The organism is Shewanella sp. HL-SH5 (assembly GCF_051163755.1).
GTDB lineage: Bacteria > Pseudomonadota > Gammaproteobacteria > Enterobacterales > Shewanellaceae > Shewanella > Shewanella glacialimarina.
Window position 1 is genome coordinate 1,556,294 of record NZ_CP195038.1, and the last position, 20,001, is coordinate 1,576,294.

General features: G+C 40.7%; 14 protein-coding genes. 10 read left to right on the plus strand and 4 right to left on the minus strand.

Annotated elements, in window-relative coordinates; all coding sequences use genetic code 11:
• Positions 1-267: 267 nt before the first annotated feature.
• The gene (locus ACRWQM_RS06705; RefSeq protein WP_434926483.1) at positions 268-1,560 is read left to right on the plus strand and encodes a peptidoglycan DD-metalloendopeptidase family protein; all 1,293 of its coding nucleotides are present in this window, start codon (positions 268-270) and stop codon (positions 1,558-1,560) included.
• 228 nt (positions 1,561-1,788) lie between these two features.
• Positions 1,789-2,913, plus strand: a complete 1,125-nt coding sequence (locus ACRWQM_RS06710) for a DUF481 domain-containing protein (protein ID WP_434931651.1) — start codon at positions 1,789-1,791, stop codon at positions 2,911-2,913.
• A gap of 45 nt (positions 2,914-2,958) precedes the next feature.
• On the opposite strand, the gene ACRWQM_RS06715 is transcribed toward ACRWQM_RS06710, so the two are convergent.
• The 3 genes from ACRWQM_RS06715 to ACRWQM_RS06725 form a co-directional block, all read right to left on the minus strand.
• Entirely contained in the window at positions 2,959-3,456 is a 498-nt protein-coding gene (locus tag ACRWQM_RS06715) for a YgjP-like metallopeptidase domain-containing protein (RefSeq protein WP_434931990.1), read from the minus strand.
• Between the two features lie 234 nt (positions 3,457-3,690).
• Entirely contained in the window at positions 3,691-4,128 is a 438-nt protein-coding gene (locus ACRWQM_RS06720) for a DUF3010 family protein (protein ID WP_434926481.1), read from the minus strand.
• Positions 4,129-4,192: 64 nt separating this feature from the next.
• Positions 4,193-5,548, minus strand: a complete 1,356-nt coding sequence (locus ACRWQM_RS06725) for a DEAD/DEAH box helicase (protein WP_434931652.1) — start codon at positions 5,546-5,548, stop codon at positions 4,193-4,195.
• A gap of 148 nt (positions 5,549-5,696) precedes the next feature.
• Between ACRWQM_RS06725 and rssA the strand changes: the two genes are divergently transcribed.
• The 3 genes from rssA to nrdG all read left to right on the plus strand — a co-directional run bounded on the left by rssA (position 5,697) and on the right by nrdG (position 9,482).
• On the plus strand, positions 5,697-6,662 hold the full coding sequence (gene rssA / locus ACRWQM_RS06730; RefSeq protein WP_434926479.1) for a patatin-like phospholipase RssA: 966 nt from the start codon (positions 5,697-5,699) through the stop codon (positions 6,660-6,662).
• A gap of 226 nt (positions 6,663-6,888) precedes the next feature.
• Complete coding sequence (gene nrdD, locus ACRWQM_RS06735) at positions 6,889-9,006, plus strand: anaerobic ribonucleoside-triphosphate reductase (protein WP_434931653.1); 2,118 nt, start codon at positions 6,889-6,891, stop codon at positions 9,004-9,006.
• On the plus strand, positions 9,006-9,482 hold the full coding sequence (gene nrdG / locus ACRWQM_RS06740; RefSeq protein WP_434931654.1) for an anaerobic ribonucleoside-triphosphate reductase-activating protein: 477 nt from the start codon (positions 9,006-9,008) through the stop codon (positions 9,480-9,482). Before nrdD ends, nrdG begins: the two co-directional genes overlap by 1 nt.
• A 2-nt stretch (positions 9,483-9,484) precedes the next feature.
• Here the strand turns inward: nrdG and ACRWQM_RS06745 are convergent, their stop codons facing one another.
• The gene (locus tag ACRWQM_RS06745; protein ID WP_434931655.1) at positions 9,485-10,369 is read right to left on the minus strand and encodes a diguanylate cyclase domain-containing protein; all 885 of its coding nucleotides are present in this window, start codon (positions 10,367-10,369) and stop codon (positions 9,485-9,487) included.
• A gap of 461 nt (positions 10,370-10,830) precedes the next feature.
• Here ACRWQM_RS06745 and ACRWQM_RS06750 point away from each other — a divergent pair, with 461 nt between their 5' ends.
• From ACRWQM_RS06750 to ACRWQM_RS06770, 5 genes are all read left to right on the plus strand, one after another.
• Positions 10,831-11,052, plus strand: coding sequence for a hypothetical protein (locus ACRWQM_RS06750; protein WP_434931656.1), 222 nt, complete (start codon positions 10,831-10,833; stop codon positions 11,050-11,052).
• 154 nt (positions 11,053-11,206) lie between these two features.
• Positions 11,207-11,776 (plus strand): hypothetical protein, encoded by a 570-nt coding sequence (locus ACRWQM_RS06755; protein ID WP_434931657.1) that lies wholly within the window; start codon positions 11,207-11,209, stop codon positions 11,774-11,776.
• A gap of 553 nt (positions 11,777-12,329) precedes the next feature.
• Positions 12,330-15,473, plus strand: a complete 3,144-nt coding sequence (locus ACRWQM_RS06760) for a glycosyl hydrolase family 18 protein (protein ID WP_434931658.1) — start codon at positions 12,330-12,332, stop codon at positions 15,471-15,473.
• Positions 15,474-15,544: 71 nt separating this feature from the next.
• Positions 15,545-17,152: a lytic polysaccharide monooxygenase gene (locus ACRWQM_RS06765; RefSeq protein ID WP_434931659.1), complete on the plus strand. Its 1,608-nt coding sequence runs from the start codon at positions 15,545-15,547 to the stop codon at positions 17,150-17,152.
• Between the two features lie 50 nt (positions 17,153-17,202).
• A complete protein-coding gene (locus ACRWQM_RS06770) occupies positions 17,203-19,818 on the plus strand; it encodes a glycosyl hydrolase family 18 protein (RefSeq protein ID WP_434931660.1) in 2,616 nt (871 codons plus the stop codon).
• Positions 19,819-20,001: the final 183 nt, after the last annotated feature.

The window sequence follows — 20,001 nt, forward strand, 5'->3', positions numbered from 1 at the left end:
CAAGCTACTGCAGAGAGTGGAATCTAGCGCAAAAAATATATGAAAACTCATCAATATATATTTGTAATATGACAAATATTTGATATAACAGTGCACACGAAAATTTATTCTTGCTTGAAAATACATCAATTGATGCAAGCAAGTGACAAATGTTTAAAGCATTAGTCTCGGCTTAACATATTGATAACGCGCGATTAAAGTTTACGATAAAAGTAAAAATATTAATAACGACAAATAATAACTAAAAACTTTTAGGTGGATTAAAGATTGCTAACGAGTAAAATTATGGGCTTCGAAAAGCCATCAGCAAGTTTATCAAACTTGCCAAACTTGCATAAGAAAGTGTTATTGGCGAGTGTTTTTATGGTTGGTGCGGCTTTATTATGGCCAACACAGCAAGAATTTTCATCGCAGCGAATTCCTGTCACATTAGACCTAGATGCACTTATTCCCCATATTAACCAGCCTATTAAAGCCGGTCAGGTTTTTGAAGAACCGACTCCAATACTTGAACATGTGATCACTAATGGTGACACGTTGAGTAAATTGTTTGAAATGGCCGGTATCGACCAAAAAACCATGTATAAAGTACTAGAGGCTGATTTAGACGTACTGGCTTTAGATACGTTAATGCCAGGTAACCGTATTCAATTTTGGGATGATAACCAAGGTAATTTGGCCAAAATGGAGTTGTACTTTAACCCAGCCCACCAAGTGGTATTCACCCGTTATGATGACGGTACCTATGAAGTCAAAGACATTAATCTTGAAGGGATTTGGCAAAATAGAATTGTCGGTGGCGAAATTAACGGCTCGTTTTATGTGTCAGCCAAAGCCGCTGGTTTAAGTGCTGCTGAAATTGCCAAGGTTGAGAGTTTATTAACAAGTAAATTAAACTTTTCGCGTGAATTACGTGCAGGAGATAGATTTTCAGTATTAATGAATGATCAATTTATTGCGGGTGAAACCACTGGTAATAGTAATTTAGAAGGGATACAAATTCACACCGGTCGCCGTGATATTACCGCATTTCAACATTTAGACGGCAATTATTACGATGAAAAAGGCCAAAGTTTAGCGCCAGCTTTTCAGCGTGTTCCCCTGAGTAAAAACTATCGCATGACTTCGCGCTTCAACCCTAATCGTAAACATCCTATTACTGGTCGAGTACGTCCACATAACGGTACCGACTATGCGACTCCAGTGGGTACACCAGTGCTTGCACCCGGTGACGGTGTAGTAAGCCTAGTGACTAATCATGCGTTTGCAGGCAAATACATAGTAATAGAGCATGATAATAAAGTGCGTACTCGATATTTACACTTATCTGCTTTTAAGGTCAAAAAAGGTCAACGTGTTAAGCGAGGTCAAGTTATTGCTTTGTCGGGTAATACAGGCGCGTCTACGGGACCACATTTACACTACGAATTTCATGTCAAAGGTCGCCCAATTGACTCGATGAAAGCTAATATTGCCGAAGCGAAAGTATTACCAAAGAAAGATTTATCTGAGTTCCAGTCAATCGTTCGCAGTCGAAAGATGATGATGGAATTGGGTTAACTCAGTTAATATCAATGCCCGCTTTACACAAATTAACACTGCAGCCTAATGGCTGCAGTTTTGTTTTGGGCTGTCATTAGTTGCATTCTCGAACTCAACAAAGTCACTGATATCGAGTTAATAACCTAACGGCTAGCGGTTGTTTATGTTGGCGCTAGCCTTTAAAATGTCAGCAAATTATAATTTTATTGCAGTTCACAAGTTAGCTGCGGCCAATGGAAAATTAACATGATCCGCTCTTCAAACGTAAAACGAACCTTCAAGCTGTTAGCTTTTACTTTTTTTAGCTATTTAGTTAGTACCAATGTCGCTGCGCAAACGCCAGCAGCACAACAAAATGTGCAAAATCAATTTACTCCCATGCAGGTTAACGTGCCTGTGGGGGATAAGTATGATTGGCTTCAGCTAAACAGCAATGAGCTGCTTAAAGGCGAGATTAAACACCTTTATGACAATAAACTAGAGTTTGAAAGTGATCAGCTTGATACGCTTATAGTCGATTGGGAAGACGTCATTGTGTTGCAAAGTCGCGGTGCAGTCAGTATTGGTTTTACCGATTTATCTACTCGCACAGGGCGCTTGCTGATCCAGAACGGTCAGGGCTACCTTGATGGTGTTGTATTTAATGTGAATGACATTATGACGATCATTGCCGGTGAACAACATGAAGCCAATTACTGGACGAGTACTGTGTCATTAGGGGCAAACTTGCGTTCAGGCAATAATAATCAAATCGACTATTCAGCCAAAGCAAGAATGAGTCGCAGAACTACTGAGTCGCGTTTTAGAACCGATTACCTGGGTAATTACAGTAAATCTGGTGGAGAAAATACCACTAACAATCACCGTGTAAACAGTTTTTTCGATTGGTTTTTATCGAATCAGTTCTTCCTACGACCTGTATTTGTTGAATATTATACCGATCCTTTTATGAATATTTCATCACGTGTCACTCTAGGTTCTGGTGTGGGTTACAGCATTATTGATACCGCTAAAACCGAGTGGAGTATCAGTGGTGGTCCCGCTTATACCATGACGAATTTTAAAGAGGTTGAATTAGGCGAGGATGATAATGAAAGTAGCGGCACTTTGGTTGTAGACAGTACGTTTACCACTGAACTAACTGACTCGGTTGATTTTAATGCGGATTATCGGATGCAGTTGGGTAACCAAAATTATGGCGGTTATACCCACCATGCTGTTGCTGGAATTGTCGTAGAGTTAACCGATATGTTTGATCTTGACTTGTCATTAGTTTGGGATAGAACCAATACTCCCCGTGCTGAGAGCGATGGTCAGGTTCCTGAAAAAGATGACTTTCAGTTAATTATCGGTTTTGGCGTGGCTATTTAATTGTTACAGCATCAAAATGTTAGTGTGGCAATTACCAATATGCCGTTAAGTATAGGGTAATTGTCCGACTTCTTCGGCAACCAGCCATACCCGCATATCGAACTCTAGTTGGTGATAATCAGCTAACATAAAAGTACATAACTGATAAAAGGCTTTGTTATGTTCTTTTTCACGTAAATGGGCTAATTCATGCACCACTACCATTTGCAGTAATTCAAAAGGTGTGTGTTTTAAGCGAGATGAAATACGAATTTCATTTTTTGCTTTAACTTTATATCCTTGGCGACGATTAACATATGAATGTAATCCAAGTGCATGATGACTTAGGTTAATTTTTTCGTCAAAAATGACTTTTGATAGCGGGTCTGATTGGCGCATATGGGTATTTTTCAACGCAATTGCCATGTCATATAGTGCTTTATCTGTACGAATATCATGCTTTTTAGGGTAGCGGCTTAAAAAATGTTCGCCCAGTTTATTATTATCAACTAATTCAGCTATTTGGCTGATGATTTGAGGATTATAACCAGACAGATAGCGCATAGCACTGCGCTCACTTTGCTGCTTTTTAACGTCATCGCTGGTGATGAGTGTGCTTATGTCTATTTTGGGCTTTAATGCTTGGCTAGTAGGCTTTAATTGCATTTTTGGTGGAGCAGTTAGTTTTTTTGATTTAGAGGTTGTCATAAGTGTTGTTAAGCGCTGCTATAGCGTTATCTCCATTATGTGTGATGACAGATAACGCTTAAAGCTCAGCCTTAAAATGTTAACTCGGAATTAAACTTTACCGAATATTAATCGGTTATGATGCACATAAGCGACATCAAATGCATTTAGCTGAACGCGTTTTAAATCTAAAGAATCAAAGTCAACTTGCGGTGGATTACGCTTCAGTTGCTCTTTAATGGTTAATGGTGAAATCATTATCACTGGCAGCTCGGTAATTTGAATCGCCGCTTCTAATTTAAAGCTGGTAGCACTGCCGGCAAATTTACCTTTTTGTTCACGTTCAATAATCGCGATTTGGTCAATCTTGTAGTCTTCCATTAGCTTATGAAAAGCAAAATGAAACTCACGCAGAGACTCTGTCGATGCCGAATCTGACACCGAAAATGACACTTTACGACAACTCGGCACATTGAAGGTTTCACCTTCATAGCTAAGTAAACTGATGATGGCCTCGCCACCTTTTAACTCTACACCACAAACTTTCATGTTTATCCTTTCCGTATTTCAATGAGTGACCGCATGATATTTTAACCGGCGAGTCACTTAATAATTAGTCTTCACTGTCACTGATTTTTTGTTCAATAATCACAATGGGTTTCGCTTTACGGCGCATTGGCGCATCGCCAACGTCGATACCAGTAATAAATGTTTTATCGCGCTTAGGGACTGCTTTAGCTTTTTGCTTAGCTCTAGTTTTAGCTGCTACTTTGGTTTCAGGCTTGTCTTTGGCGGCTTTCGTTCCCGCTTGTTGACTTAAGCCCGAAAACTTAGCCGGTAAACCGTCGACCGCGGTAAATTCAAAGTTTTTGCGTAAAAATGATTGCACTTGTAAAAAGCTTTGCCAGTCTTTTGGGCCCACTAATGAAACTGCAATACCTTTAGCGCCAGCACGGCCAGTACGGCCTATACGATGGACATATTCTTCAGCAAATTTTGGCATGTCAAAGTTAACCACTAATGACACGTTAACTAAATCTAGCCCTCGAGAGGCCACATCCGTGGTGATAAGAATTTGCTGCTGGCCACGACTAAATTGATCCATAATTTGGTTACGCGCATTTTGTTTTAGCTCACCGCTTAATGCTGCGGTAGAAAATCCCTGTTCAGCTAAAAGAGTGGCTAAGCGGTCTGTGTCTGAGCGAGTTGCGGTAAATACAATAGTCTGCTTGTGTTCTGGCTGCTTCAATAAGTGGCTTAACAGTGCTTGTTTGTGATCTAGATGATCAGCAAACAGCATTTTTTGTTCAATATCTTTGTGTTCAGCATAACTGGTGCCAATAGCCACATGGCTTGGATTCTTCAATAATGTGGCGGCAATATCGTTAATGCTTTGATGATCTAAAGTGGCTGAAAACATCAAGGTTTGACGACGTTTATGATCTGCAGCTTCATTAATGGCTTTCAGTTGTGGTGCAAACCCTAGGTCCAACATGCGGTCAGCTTCATCAAGAACAAGTAATTCAAGGCCATTTAAAAACAAGTGACGTTGCTCAAGATGATCAACAATTCGACCCGGAGTTGCCACAATAAAATGTGGGTCACGGGACAAACCTTTGGCTTGGTCGTTAAAGTTTTCGCCGCCCAAAATACTGATTGCTTTGTACTGGGTGTTGGCAACCAGTAATCTAAGTTGACCATATACTTGCTGAGCAAGTTCACGAGTCGGCAATAAAATCAGCACGCGAGGATCTTTTTTCGACAGCGCTCTGCTGGAAATAATCCGCTGCATCGCAGGCAGTAAAAACGCTAAAGTTTTCCCCGAGCCAGTTTTCGATGATGCCATCAAATCTTTACCCACTAGGGCAATAGGTAAGGCTTGTTCTTGGATCTCGGTTGGGTCAGTAATACCCATATGCTTCAAACTATCTAACAAGCGTTTATCAAGCGAAAAATCAGAAAACTGCAAAGGTGGATCCCCTAGAAAATAATAGCCAAATATTATAGCTGGATAAGCTTGCTATAGCCAATAATGACTTGCTTGTTTATGCTAATAAAGCACTTGGCCAGTAAAGCCTGATTATTTACGTTTAAAAGTGACCCTATGGAGTATGTAAATGGCACCAGTTCAAGCTTCACCAGAGAAAAAACCGATTATCGGATTGGCATTAGGTAGTGGTGCAGCGAAAGGTTGGGCGCATATTGGTGTGCTTGAAGGCTTGGCTGAATTAGGTATTTACCCGGATAAAATTGCTGGCTGCTCTGTTGGCGCACTGGTTGGCGCGGCATATGCTAATGACAGTCTAGCTGAACTTAAAAGTTGGGTGTGTAGCTTTTCAAGTTGGGATGTTATTGGATTAATGGACATTAGTTGGCGTAAAGGTGGGCTTATTAGCGGTGAAAAAGTATTTGATGTTATGTCTACTCATATTGGCGCTGTTGACATTGAAAACTTGAAACACCCCTTTGCCGCAGTGGCAACGGATTTATATTCTGGCCAGGAGATTTGGTTTAAAGAAGGATTATTGCGCAATGCTGTCAGGGCATCATGTTCTATGCCTGGCTTTTTACCGCCAGTACAACAAAATGGCCGTTGGTTAGTTGATGGTGCCGTAGTTAATCCAGTACCAGTTTCATTATGTCGCTCGCTTGGTGTCGATATTGTCATCGCTGTTGATTTGAATGGTTATTTACGTAAACAAATGCAAGTGTTGCCCCAGCAAGTCAGTAGCTCTGAGCCTGTGTCTGATGAACACCTTGATGCAGATGCTGAACCGCAAGATTCAGGCTTTATGGATTTATTGGGTAAGGGCAAAGACTATATCAGTAGCTTAAGTGACAAACTGTCGCTTGGCACTAAGTCGCACCCTGGCATGTTAGCGGTAATGTCACAATCGATGGATATTTTAGAACAGCGTCATAAGCGATCTCGATTAATGGGCGACCCACCAGATATTTGTATTATTCCCAATGTATCTGATATTGGCACCATGGAGTTTCATCGTGCAGATGAAGCGATTGCCGCGGGTAAAAAAGCAGTTGAAGATATCGCGCATTTAATTAAAGCGTCGCTTAAAAACTAATTTGAAAATATTGTTCCTAAACTAGCTTGATATCTATGATCAAGCGCTAACAAGCCGATTTTTGGTGCTTATAACATAAATTTACTTTGCTTTTCTTTAGCGTGAAAAATGATGATCTAGATCAACACGGTCAGTGACGATTTAACGCTTAATACACTACATATAGTGTTTTGTGTTTTTCGTATGCCGATATATTGATTTGGCGACGCTAAAGGAGAAGCTGGTTATGTTGGTTGTTATTAAGCGCGACGGATGCCGCACTGCATTTGATTCAAGTCGAATAAAAGATGCCGTTATTGCAGCAATGAAGTCTGCCGGACAATCAGATCATGACTATGCCAATACTTTGGCATTGACAGTTGAACAAGAGTTTCAGCAACAAACAGAAGTGGATATTCATCAACTACAAGATGCAGTTGAAAACAGGTTAATGTCAGGTCCTTTTAAGTCGGTTGCACGTCATTATATTGAATACCGACATGATCGCGATGTGAGCCGCGAGACCAAAAGTAAGTTAAATTGTCAAATTCGCGGTTTAGTAGAGCAAAGTGACAGCAGTCTGTTAAATGAAAATGCCAACAAAGACGCCAAGGTTATACCCACTCAACGCGATTTATTAGCCGGTATTGTGGCAAAACATTATGCCAAAACGCACTTGTTACCCAAAGATGTGGTGGCCGCCCACGAACGGGGGGAGCTGCACTATCATGACTTAGATTACGCGCCTTTTTTTCCTATGTTCAATTGCATGCTAATAGATTTAGCCGGCATGTTAACCCACGGATTTAAAATGGGTAACGCCGAAATTGAAACCCCCAAATCTATTTCGACTGCAACGGCAGTAACGGCGCAAATAATTGCCCAGGTGGCGAGTCACATTTATGGTGGCACCACCATTAATCGTATTGATGAAGTGTTGGCAATCTTTGTTCAAAAAAGCTATCAAAAGCATCTTGCGACGGGGATTAAGTGGCAAATTGCCGACGCTGAAGCCTTTGCAAAAGCGCAAACAGAAAAAGAATGCCATGATGCATTTCAATCACTTGAATATGAAGTGAATACCTTGCATACCGCCAATGGGCAAACGCCCTTTGTCACCTTTGGCTTTGGTTTGGGTACAAGTTGGGAGTCTCGCTTAATTCAGCAGTCAATATTAACTGTGCGCAAGGCGGGATTAGGTAAAAATCGTAAAACAGCGGTTTTTCCTAAACTGGTTTTTGCGATAAAAGATGGCGTTAATCATAAAGCGGCAGATATAAATTACGACATCAAACGCCAGGCGCTAGAGTGTGCAAGTCTACGCATGTATCCCGATATTTTGAATTATGAACAAGTGGTTAAGGCCACTGGCTCATTCAAAACACCTATGGGATGTCGCTCATTTTTAGACACGTTCGAGCAAGATGGTCAGTTGGTACATGAAGGCCGCAACAACCTCGGTGTGGTGAGCTTAAATCTGCCACGTATTGCGATAGAATCTAAGGGCGATGAGGCCAAGTTCTACGCTTTATTAGATAAACGCCTAGTGGTAGCAAAAAAAGCTTTAGACACTCGTATTGCTCGGTTAGTGGGTGTTAAAGCCCGTGTTGCGCCAATTTTATATATGGAAGGCGCCTGTGGTGTTCGCCTAAAAGCAGATGATGACATCAGTGAAATATTTAAACATGGTCGAGCGTCAATTTCATTAGGTTACATCGGCTTACATGAAACCATTAATGCTTTATATGGCAGTGCACAACATGTGTTTGACGATGAAGTGTTACGTCAAAAAGCGCTTAAAGTCGTGTCATACCTTAAGAAAAACACTGAACAATGGAAACAAGAATCTGGCTATGGTTTTAGTTTATACAGCACCCCAAGTGAAAACCTTTGTAGCCGTTTTTGCAGTTTAGACGCGAAAGAGTTTGGGGTGTTAACAGGGGTAACAGACAAAGGTTATTACACCAATAGTTTTCATTTAGATGTTGAAAAGCAAGTGAACCCATACGATAAAATAGACTTTGAACAGCCGTATCCAGGAATAACTAATGGCGGTTTTATTTGTTACGGTGAATATCCTAACATGCAAAATAACATAGAAGCTTTAGAGGACGTATGGGACTACAGTTATAGCCGAGTACCTTATTACGGCACTAATACTCCTATTGACGAGTGTTACGACTGTGGGTTTATCGGTGAGTTTAATTGCACCAGTAAAGGTTTTGTATGCCCTAAATGTGGTAACCATGAACCTAGCCGAGTGTCGGTTACCCGCCGAGTATGCGGTTATTTAGGTAGCCCAGATGCCAGGCCGTTTAATCATGGCAAACAACAAGAAGTAAAACGACGGGTGAAACACATTTAATGTTTTATAGTGCATATCACAGTGTTGATGTTGTTAATGGCGAGGGCACACGTTGCACCTTATTTGTCAGCGGCTGTGAGCATGCCTGTAAAGGCTGCTATAACCAGCTAACTTGGCGATCTGATGCTGGACATGCATTTACTCAAGCATTAGAAGACGAAATCATAGCTGATTTGAATGACAGCCGTATACGTCGTAAAGGTTTATCCTTAAGCGGCGGTGATCCTTTGCATCCTGGTAATATTGCTGCTGTACTTAAGTTAGTTAGGCGAGTAAAAACAGAGTGTAATGACAAAGATATTTGGTTGTGGACTGGCTATAAACTAGCAAATTTAACCCTTGAGCAACAGGACATTACCGCACTGGTAGATGTATTGATTGATGGTAAGTTTGAACAGTCTTTGGCAGATCCAACTTTAAAATGGCGCGGCAGTTCAAATCAAATTATTTATCAATTAAATAGAGGCAAGACTTAATATTATTTAGCACTGTTTACGGTGGTTTTTACGCTATTGCCTCCGGTGCTTTTAGCTTGATACATAGCTTGATCAGCATGTTGTATTAGCTGCTGTTCATTATCACCATTTTCAGGGTAACGTGCTAAGCCAATGCTTGGAGATAACTGTAAAACCAACTCATCAAATTTATAAGGTTTATCGAGTTCGGAACGAATTTTTTCTGCGATAATAAGCACTTTATCAAATGACTCAATATCATTTAATATCACTAAAAACTCATCGCCACCAAAACGCCCAACAGTATCAGATTTGCGCACACAATCATGTAAACGCTTAGCAATACTCTTTAATAATTTGTCGCCAACGAGGTGACCATAGTTATCATTTACATGCTTAAAACCATCGATATCGATAAATAATAATGACAAATGTGTTCCGCCTCGGCGCGCCAATCCTAACGAAGCCTGCAGGCGTTCAAATAATAATGATCTATTAGGTAATTGTGTTAAAGGATCATGTCCAGCAATATGATGAAGTTGCTGTTCCATTTGTTTACGTTCAGTAATGTCATGGGCAATTGCGATTCTAAATTGATGTTCTTCAGACCACCTTGCAGACCAAAGAATATCAACAACTTTGCCGTCTTTTCGCACCCAACGATTTTCAAAACGACGTTGATTCTCACCACTGATAAGTGTTTCTACAACTTGAAGTGTTTTGACTCCATCTTCAGGATAAACAAAGTCAATCATTGGTTTATTGATGACTTCATTTGGCGCATATCCAAATATATCTTCAAACGCCGCGCTAACAAATACAAAACATCCATTTTTATTCACAACACAAACAGCATCGAGCATTAAATCCATCACATCTTTTAGCGCAGCCAGGTCAATGGTCTTCATAATATCTATCTCAATAATGTAGCTCTTTTACTTATAGGTTTGAGTTGTTAGGCAAAAATTTTAAGTACATATTTACCCTAAGCTTTTTAAGTATGCAGTAACTTTCTAATACGTTGTTGTTTATTCATGTATTGCTAGCCGTTGTTCGAAACATCTTGCATAAACTTCTGTAAAATTGATGGTTAAATGTCAATGTGGCCTCATAAGGAAGTGTATAATATACTGAGCTGAATTAACGATATTAGTGATTTTAATCACATTTAGATCAGAAGCTTAATGAAGTAAAGCTATGCTATTAAAGTATAGTGTACGAATTGAAGTTTTTCATCATATCAACTAGCAACTATCGATTTTATGAGGATTACGGCTAAATTCTTCCCACGACTTGCCTAAATTACGAATATAGTTACTTTTTATCACAAAACTATTTGTTTAATTAATAGAAAATTTGCCACACAGCGATGAAGTATTTATCAGGTTTATTTTTATTTTTGTCACTTTTATCACTGATTTTAGGTGTTGGTCTTTCTTGGTATGGCATTACCCATGCCGATGAAATTATGGCAGAGGTTGCAGAGATGTCAGCGCATTTTGGCGCTGGAGTTAACCTTATTTTTTTAGGATTAATATGCGGTGCGATCCGAACTTTGCTAACTTGGCAGCAGATGCGTAAGAGTACATAAAAAAACCGTTAGGTTGATAAGTTTAAGTTATAGTTAATCATCGGAAATAGCTTGTTTAAGACAGGCTGTTTCTATCAACAACGTTATAGGTTTTTATATGAATACATACGATAAAATAATCACGACAATTACAAGTTCGTTAATATTATCTTTCATGGCATTTTCAATTAGTGCAGAACAAAGTGTGCTAAATATAAGTGAAAAAAGCTTTAGTTGTATCAGAGACATGACTCCAGTACGTCACTTTTATGTTGATAATTTACTCGGTAATATGGAGGGAACATTAGCCGCCGCCAATGCGCCTGAGGGGGCTATTTATCCAACGGGTTCCGTAGTGCAATTAGTGCCCACCGAAGTGATGGTTAAGCGAGAAGCGGGCACCTTTCCAGCCACTGGTGATTGGGAGTTTTTTGAACTCGCCGTTGATGAGCAAGGTTCTACCATTGCAAAGCGCGGTTTTGTCGATGTGAACAATCGTTTTGGCGGTAATTGCTTTACTTGTCACTTACCCGCGCGCGATAAATGGGACTTCATTTGTGAGTCCGATCATGGCTGCGAACCTATTCCAATTGACCATAGTATGACAGGCGCATTGCAGCGTTCAGATCCCCGTTGTGGTGAAAGCGAACTTGAGTCGGGTGATACTGTTGCACTGCTAAAGTTAAATGCTATGGTCACAATGGGTGTTGTTATTAAATGGGTAGAAGATCTTTTCAAACGTTAACCCGATGATAGTTTATTTAAATATACCCAGTCATCCATGCAGAAAGTCTCTTTGGGGAGGTGTTGATGAGATTAATACTTCACCTTCCTGTTGATCTCAGCTTCATTTTAAACTTATTTCATTTGTAGATGCTTTATCAACACGATTAGCGGAAATCGTATTTAGGTCATCAGGTTAGTTATTTTTATTTTATTTCAGATCTATATTAGAGCTTAATGATATATAGGGTAAGTGAAAGCTTAATTATTTCGCTTAATATTTAGTGTTTTTTAGTGTTTTTTATTCTTAATACCTTGCTTTAGTTAATAAAATAAATTTCCATTTTTAATTTTCCATCATTCCCTTTCTGGTATTTAAATCGACTTTATCGAGTTAATAACATTCTAGCTATTGTTTGGTTTTTTAGCTCAACAATCCATGGTGCACGCACATATGGAGCCTTATATCGGTATAAAAACACTATTTTGAATAAATATTGTGCAATTTGAAGTTTGTGCTATTTTAAAATCAGACGTAACAAATAATTAACAACTATATGGTAAGAGGTCAGAACATGGAAAATAAAGTTATTTTAAAACCCGCTGTGAATATTGGTGTTTTATCACTGATATTTTTAGGATGTTCAGTACAAGGGGCTGTTATTGATTGCAATGCGTTTACTCAATGGCAAGCCGGTTCTACCTATACCGCGGGTCAGAAGGTCAAAACTCAACAGCAAGCCTTTGAAGCTAAGTGGTGGAATCAGACTGACCCGATGCAGCATTCTGGCTCATGGCAAGAGTGGAAGAAACTGGGCGACTGCCAAAGTGGTGATGTCAACCTAGCCCCTACGGTTAGTTGGATTTCGCCAGCAAACAATACTTCTTTGACTGAAAATGACAGCGTTGTCATATCATTTTTGGCACAAGATAGTGATGGCAGTATCGATCATAGTGATGTATTTCTTGACGGTATTTTACTGACCACCTTGGCTGCGAACGTAAATCAAGTGACATGGTCTGCCGTCAAAGGGCAACACTATTTTTCAGTGACGACTTATGACGATAAACAAAAGGCTACTAGTTCAAGTCTATTGAATTTGACGGTACAGCAAAAAGATACTCCACCGAATAATCAGGCACCTAGTGCAAACTTAACTATCATCGACTCACCCCTAGAAGTTCATATTGGCGATCAAGTTCAATTTGCCTTAACGGCGACGGATGTTGATGGCTCAGTTGCTGGGCTTGAGTTATTTGCTAATGACAGTTCAGTATTCTCTTCGGTAACTGCTAGTGAGAGTTTTACTTGGCAAGCCACTGAGTTAGGGCAGGTAACATTTACCTTGCAAGCCACAGATGATGATAATGCGATTGGCACTAGTGCTGCGGTTATTGTCAATATTGTTGCAGTGGGCGACGTTGGTAACGATAGAGACGCTTGTAAACCGAGCGGTTTATATCAAACCCCTGAGACTAATACGCCCTATTGTACGGTTTACGATGTGAATGGTCGTGAAAAAATGGGCGCGGATCATCCACGTCGAGTTATTGGCTACTTTACCAGTTGGCGTAATGGTGCCAATAACCAACCTAGTTATTTAGTTAATGATATTCCATGGGACAAGATTACTCATATTAATTACGCTTTCGCGCATATTGATGCCAATAATAAAGTGTCAATTGGTGATCCTAATAGCGTCAATAATCCAGCCACTAATATGGAGTGGCCCGATGTTGTTGGCGCAGAGCTAGACACAAGCTTGAATTATAAAGGTCACTTTAATTTATTAACCAAATATAAAAAGCAATATCCCCATGTTAAAAGCCTGATATCTGTTGGTGGCTGGGCTGAAACCGGTGGCTTTTTTGATGAAACGGGTCGGGTTGCCAATGGTGGTTTTTACACCCTGACCACAAATGCTGATGGCAGTGTTAATCATGCAGCGATAAAAACCTTTAGTGACAGTGCGGTTAGCTTTATCAAGCAGTACGGTTTTGATGGTATTGATATCGATTATGAATATCCGTCTTCAATGTCTGATTCAGGCCACCCTGATGATTTCGATTTTTCTAATCCTCGCCGTGCAGCATTAAACAAATCTTATCTGGTGTTAATGAAATCATTACGTGAAGCACTGGATAAGGCGGGGCAGAGTGATGGGCAACATTATCTATTAACCATAGCATCACCTTCTTCAGGTTATTTATTACGTGGCATGGAAACATTCCAAGCAACTCAATATTTAGATTACGTCAACATTATGTCCTATGACTTACACGGAGCGTGGAATTCTCATGTTGGACCTAATGCAGCGCTATTTGATACTGGCGAAGACTCAGAGCTTGCTGCGTGGGGAGTTTATGGCACGGCTGAGTTTGAAGGTATTGGTTATTTAAACACAGATTGGGCAGTACGATATTTCCGCGGTGCCTTGTCGGCAGGACGGATAAATATTGGTATTCCCTATTATACCCGCGGCTTCAAAGATGTGACTGGCGGCACCAATGGTTTATGGGGCCAAGCGGCCTTAGCAGATCAAGCTACTTGTCCAAAAGGCACGGGTAAAGGGGATAAAAACTCTTGTGGCAATGGTGCTGTAGGTATAGATAACTTATGGCATGACATTGAAAATGATAATGAAATTGCAGCAGGTAGTAACCCACTATGGCATACAAAAAATCTGGAACAAGGTAAGTATGGTAGCTATATCAGCGCCTACGGCTTAAAGCCAGAAACGGATCCCGAGGATAAATTAGTCGGCAGCTATCAACGTTATTATGATGCAGTAGCTGTTACGCCTTGGCTGTGGAATGACCAAAAGAAAGTCTTCCTGTCAATTGAAGATGAAGAGTCTATGGCTCGTAAAGTCGATTATGTCATTAACAATGGACTTGGCGGGGTGATGTTTTGGGAGCTGGCTGGTGATTTTGATTATGACCAAGTAAAGCAAGAGTATTACATGGGGTCAACCATGACGACTATTGCTTACGATAAGTTCCGTCAAAGTGGTACGGCTTATGATATTCACAAAGGCGATCCCGCTTTTGTGGTTCCAGAACAAATGGTTGATATTGATTTTGTTGCCAAAGACTTCCCTGTTGGTGATGACAATTATCCTATTAGTGCAAGTTTTTCTTTTACCAATCAATCACAACTGGATTTATCAGGGGCGAAAATTGCTTTTGATGTACCCGTATCAACCTCGGCAATTTTCAAATCTAACTGGAATTCGCAGAAAAAATTAAAAATGGCCATTGAGACGAATGCATCAAATGCCGCAGGCAATAATATTGGCGGATTTGAAAATGAGTTTCATCGTTTTTCAATCACGCTGCTTAATGAATTTGGTGGTGTTGTTGAATCCTTTAAACCGGGTGAAACCGTTATCGCGCAAGTGATGTATTACATGCCCTTTACAGGGCCGGCAAACTTTACTGTAGAGAAAGGCGATAAAACCTATGCATTTAAAGCTGAGTACCCAGCTTTACCGGAAGCGAAAAAAGTTGAGGGTGGTGGCACTGGTCAAAGCTGTGGCGGCGTTAATGTTGCAAACATCCCTGTTTATCCTAATTTCCCTCAAAAGGACTGGCAAGGAAATCCAGATCACGCAAAAACGGGTGACATGATGCTCAGTAACCAAGTGGTTTGGAAAGCCAAATGGTGGACTCGCGCTGAACCTAGCGATGCAGATTGGCAGCAGGTATGTAGTTTGTAACTGTCTTGCCCCTAGACTTTCTAGGGGCATAATTTACTCGCATTACATTTAGTTATTAAGGACGATACATTATGAATAATACATCTGTGCAAACTCTATTTACCTCCACATTAATTGCCAGTGGGGTGCTTTTATCGATCACCAGCATGTTATTACCTACGACAAGTTATGCCCATGGCTTTATGGAAAGCCCAAAAGCGCGTCAATCAATTTGTCAGGAGCAAGGCGGTTATTGGTGGCCAAGTGATGGGTCGAACATGCCTAATTTTGCCTGTCGAGCCGCTTTCCTCGAGTCTGGATATATAGCGTTTGTTCAAGAGCATGAAATTTCTGTCAATGTAGCTGATTACTATAATCAACAAGCGGTTATGGCCGCGATACCTGACGGTAGCTTGTGTTCTGCGGGGGTATTTGAAAAACGCGGATTAAACCTTGCTTCACCTGATTGGCAAAAAACTAAGGTCACTCCCAATGGGCAAGGGAACATTCAAATTCGTTTTAATGCCAAAACACCTCATAACCCTAGCTTTTGGAAGTTGTATTTGTCTAAGCCTGGGTTTAATGCCAGTACAGATGTACTGCGCTGGCAAGATCTTGAACTGATACAAGAATATGGCAACATCGATTTTATTAAAACCCCAGATGGCAGTCGCTATTACGATATGGAGGTCACTATTCCGGCCGACCGTCAGGGGGATGCCTTGTTATATAGTCGTTGGCAACGTGATGATGTGGTTGGGGAAGGTTTTTATAACTGTAGCGACATTAACATCGTTCGTGATGATATTGCCCCAGAGCAATGGCTACCTCAAGACTATTTTGTCAAGCAAGGGCAAGTCGCCAATGCTGGAGATATAGTGTGGTTAAGATTATTTAACGGCTCTGGACAGGAACTGATTAATCAACACTTTGAGGTTACGGTTGCCAATGTTCAACATTGGCAAGCTGATTTCAGCACATTGCTAAACACCTTACATGATCAATTAATAAAAATAGGCATCAAAACAGCAGAGGGCGATATTCGCTTTGATGTGAATAACCTACTTTCAAATAAAGTCTGGACCTTAGATGCTGACTATAGCTTTGCGCTATCTGTTATGCCGCAATCTGAAAATACCGCACCAATTGTTCATCAATTAACGCCGCTGAATATGGATGAAAACACGGCAGCTAGTGTTCATGTTCATGCCTTTGACGACCAAAATGACCCACTCACATACCAATGGCAAGTGGCCGCTCCCTTAAGTTTTACAGGCAGTGGTGCTGATATTAGTTTACTCGCTGGAGAGGTTGAACGTGATCAATTAGTGACAGTTTCAGTAGCTGTTTCAGATGGGAAACTCACCACCAGTCAATCCTTTAACGTCAACATTATTAATCATCCTGGTCTACCGAATATACCGTTATGGCTTGGAACTGAAGCTTATAGCGCCGGTAACAAGGTCACTTATCAAGGTAAGGTTTATCAAGCTAAGTGGTGGAATAAAAATCAAATACCTGCAACAAGCGATGCCTGGAAACTGGCAATGCCTGATAACGGTCAAACACCGAGTTGGAATAATCAAACGGCTTATCAAGGAGGAACACAAGTTATGCACAGTGGTAGTAAATATAGTGCTAAGTGGTGGACACAGGGCGATGAGCCCGGTGTTGCCAGTGTATGGCAAAAGAGTGAGTAACAAATCTGAACAATCAAAATAACCCTAATAAGAATGAGAAGAGAATTATTATGAAAAATACATTATTAACCGTTTTTGCCCTCAGTGCGGCAGCGGCCTCTTGGCAAGCTGCAGCCGCAGCATCAAAACCTAGCATAGACTGGCAACCGCAAGATTATTCATTTGTACAAGTTAACCTAGATGGTCAAGGTTCCTACAAAGATTTAGTGACGGTAAAAAATCAAGTCGACATCAATATAAAATGGAATGCATGGAGCGGTACCGGGGGCAATAGCTACAAAGTTTACTTTGATGACATGCTAGTCAATGAAGGCAATTTAGCCGCGGGCACCCAAAGTGGTGTGATTAATTTTGCTTACCATAAATCAGGACGTCATAATTTAACGGTTGCTCTGTGTGACAGTACTGGTTGTAGTGTGAGTGACGGTAAAGCTATTGTTATTGCCGATACCGACGGCGGCCATTTACCACCTTTAGCTATGGATGTTAATCCTAACAATAAAGACTATCAACATCAGCAAGATACCGTAGTGGGCGCTTATTTTGTTGAGTGGGGGATTTATGGTCGAGACTTTGATGTATCGAATATTCCCGCAAAAAACTTAACCCATATACTCTATGGTTTTATTCCTATTTGTGGCGCTAATGAATCATTAAAAGAGATTGAAAATGGTAATAGCTGGCGTGCTTTACAAAAAGCCTGTGAAGGCAGCGCAGATTATGAAGTGGTTATTCATGATCCTTGGGCGGCCATTCAAAAAACCTTACCTGGCATAAGTAACACAGATCCTATCCGTGGTACATACGCCCAATTAATGGCGTTAAAGCAACGTTATCCTGACCTAAAGATATTACCTTCTGTTGGTGGTTGGACTTTGTCTGATCCCTTTCATTCTTTCACAAATAAAGCTAATCGCGACACTTTTGTTGCTTCAATGAAGACATTTCTGCAAACGTGGAAATTTTATGATGGAGTCGACATCGATTGGGAATATCCAGGTGGAAGTGGACCAAATCCTAATTTAGGCGATCCAATTAATGATGGCCCAGCTTATGTCGCATTAATGCAAGAGTTAAGAGCCATGCTTGATGGTTTAGAGGCAGATACTGGACGTGAATATCAACTGACATCAGCTATAGGTGTTGGATTTGATAAAATTGAAGATGTGGATTATGGCCAAGCTGCACAATACATGGATTATATCTTTGCCATGAGTTATGACTTTTATGGTGGCTGGAACAATGTCACCGGACATCAAACCGGTATTTACTGTGGTGAACATTTAACCGCTGGAGAATGTGATGGTACTGGGTTAGATGATGAAGGTAAACCGCGTAAAGGCCCTGCTTATACTACAGATAACGGTATACAAAAGCTGCTTGCTAAAGGGGTTTCTGCATCTAAAATTGTAGTCGGTGCAGCTATGTATGGTAGAGGTTGGGAGGGTGTGATGCCTGCTAACGCCATAGGTAATAATCCAATGACCGCAATGGGCACAGGCAAACTGACCGGCACGATTACCAATGGTGTTTGGGAGCCGGGTATTCAAGACTATAAAGGCATGAAAAATGCCATGATTGGTGCATCGGGTAACGGTGTTAATGGTTTTGAAACCTTTTATGACGAACAAGCACAGGCAGCGTATGTTTGGAATAAAAGCAGTGGTACTTTGGCTACCTATGATAGCCCTCGTTCTGTTAATGCCAAAGGTCAATATGTTCGTAGTTTAGGTTTGGCAGGACTATTTGCCTGGGAAATCGATGCTGATAACGGTGATATCCTCAATGCTATGCATGAAGGTTTAGCGGGTGGTACGCCTGTTAATAGTAAGCCTGTGATTCAGCTAATGGCTAGCTATAGCGTTCAAACCGGTAATTCACTTACTGTAGCTGCAACCGCAACTGACGCAGATAATGATCCATTAACCTATAGCTGGGCAGTTGATGCTGCATTTACCGCAACAGGTGTCAATACTAATACTCTAGTGCTTAATGCCCCTAATGTAAGTCAAAACACAGATTATATTGCCACTTTAAGTGTATCTGATGGTACGACTACTGTGACTAAATCAACCACAGTCACAGTTCTTGCAAATGATGTTATTAATCAACCTCCTGTGATAGCGGATATTGCGAATCTGAGTATCGATGAAAATAAAACCGCTACAGTCAGTGTAAATGCAACGGATGCCGACAACGATGCGTTAACTTATAACTGGACTGTTCCAGCAGGATTAACCTTACAAGGCCGTGGTGCGAATATTAGCTTATTGGCGGGCGAGGTTAGCCAGAACACCGTTTATACTGTTAGCGTTAGCGTGTCTGATGGCACAAGTAATGTGACTAAGAGCTTTACAGTAACAGTTAACAATATCGATGCTGGCGGCGACACCACATGGCTTGCCACAAAAATATATAACACAGGCGATAAGGTTAAATATCAAGGTATTGAATATAAAGCCAAATGGTGGACTCAGGGTGATAGACCTGACGCAGGTGGTGCTTGGGAGGTAGTCATTACAGATGGTAGCCCGATAGGAAGCTGGAATACGGGTTCTACTTACAATGGTGGTGATAAAGTTATCCATAACAATGCGCAATACCAGGCAAAATGGTGGACAAAAGGCGATGAGCCCGGCGTGAACAATGTTTGGCAAAAGCTATAGTGTTAAAATAGGGTGATAGTGTTTGTTTATAAACGGTGAGGAAAAGTCCTCATGCTGTTAAACACTATTTAGCCCATATCAAACGACTTTCTAGTTTTTATAAAAGGCTTCTGAAAACATTCAGAAGCCTTTTTAATCACAGTGGAAAAGCATACTAAATTATAAATTGGCCAACACTGTCGG

Coding starts and splice junctions, on each gene's coding strand:
- ACRWQM_RS06720 (WP_434926481.1), bottom strand. CDS start 4,128: ATGAAAGTTTGTGGTGTAGAGTTAAAAGGTGGCGAGGCCATCATCAGT.
- ACRWQM_RS06750 (WP_434931656.1), top strand. CDS start 10,831: ATGAAGTATTTATCAGGTTTATTTTTATTTTTGTCACTTTTATCACTG.
- ACRWQM_RS06760 (WP_434931658.1), top strand. CDS start 12,330: ATGGAAAATAAAGTTATTTTAAAACCCGCTGTGAATATTGGTGTTTTA.
- ACRWQM_RS06715 (WP_434931990.1), bottom strand. CDS start 3,456: ATGCGCTATCTGTCTGGTTATAATCCTCAAATCATCAGCCAAATAGCT.
- ACRWQM_RS06770 (WP_434931660.1), top strand. CDS start 17,203: ATGAAAAATACATTATTAACCGTTTTTGCCCTCAGTGCGGCAGCGGCC.
- ACRWQM_RS06745 (WP_434931655.1), bottom strand. CDS start 10,369: ATGAAGACCATTGACCTGGCTGCGCTAAAAGATGTGATGGATTTAATG.
- ACRWQM_RS06765 (WP_434931659.1), top strand. CDS start 15,545: ATGAATAATACATCTGTGCAAACTCTATTTACCTCCACATTAATTGCC.
- nrdG (WP_434931654.1), top strand. CDS start 9,006: ATGTTTTATAGTGCATATCACAGTGTTGATGTTGTTAATGGCGAGGGC.
- ACRWQM_RS06710 (WP_434931651.1), top strand. CDS start 1,789: ATGATCCGCTCTTCAAACGTAAAACGAACCTTCAAGCTGTTAGCTTTT.
- nrdD (WP_434931653.1), top strand. CDS start 6,889: ATGTTGGTTGTTATTAAGCGCGACGGATGCCGCACTGCATTTGATTCA.
- ACRWQM_RS06755 (WP_434931657.1), top strand. CDS start 11,207: ATGGCATTTTCAATTAGTGCAGAACAAAGTGTGCTAAATATAAGTGAA.
- rssA (WP_434926479.1), top strand. CDS start 5,697: ATGGCACCAGTTCAAGCTTCACCAGAGAAAAAACCGATTATCGGATTG.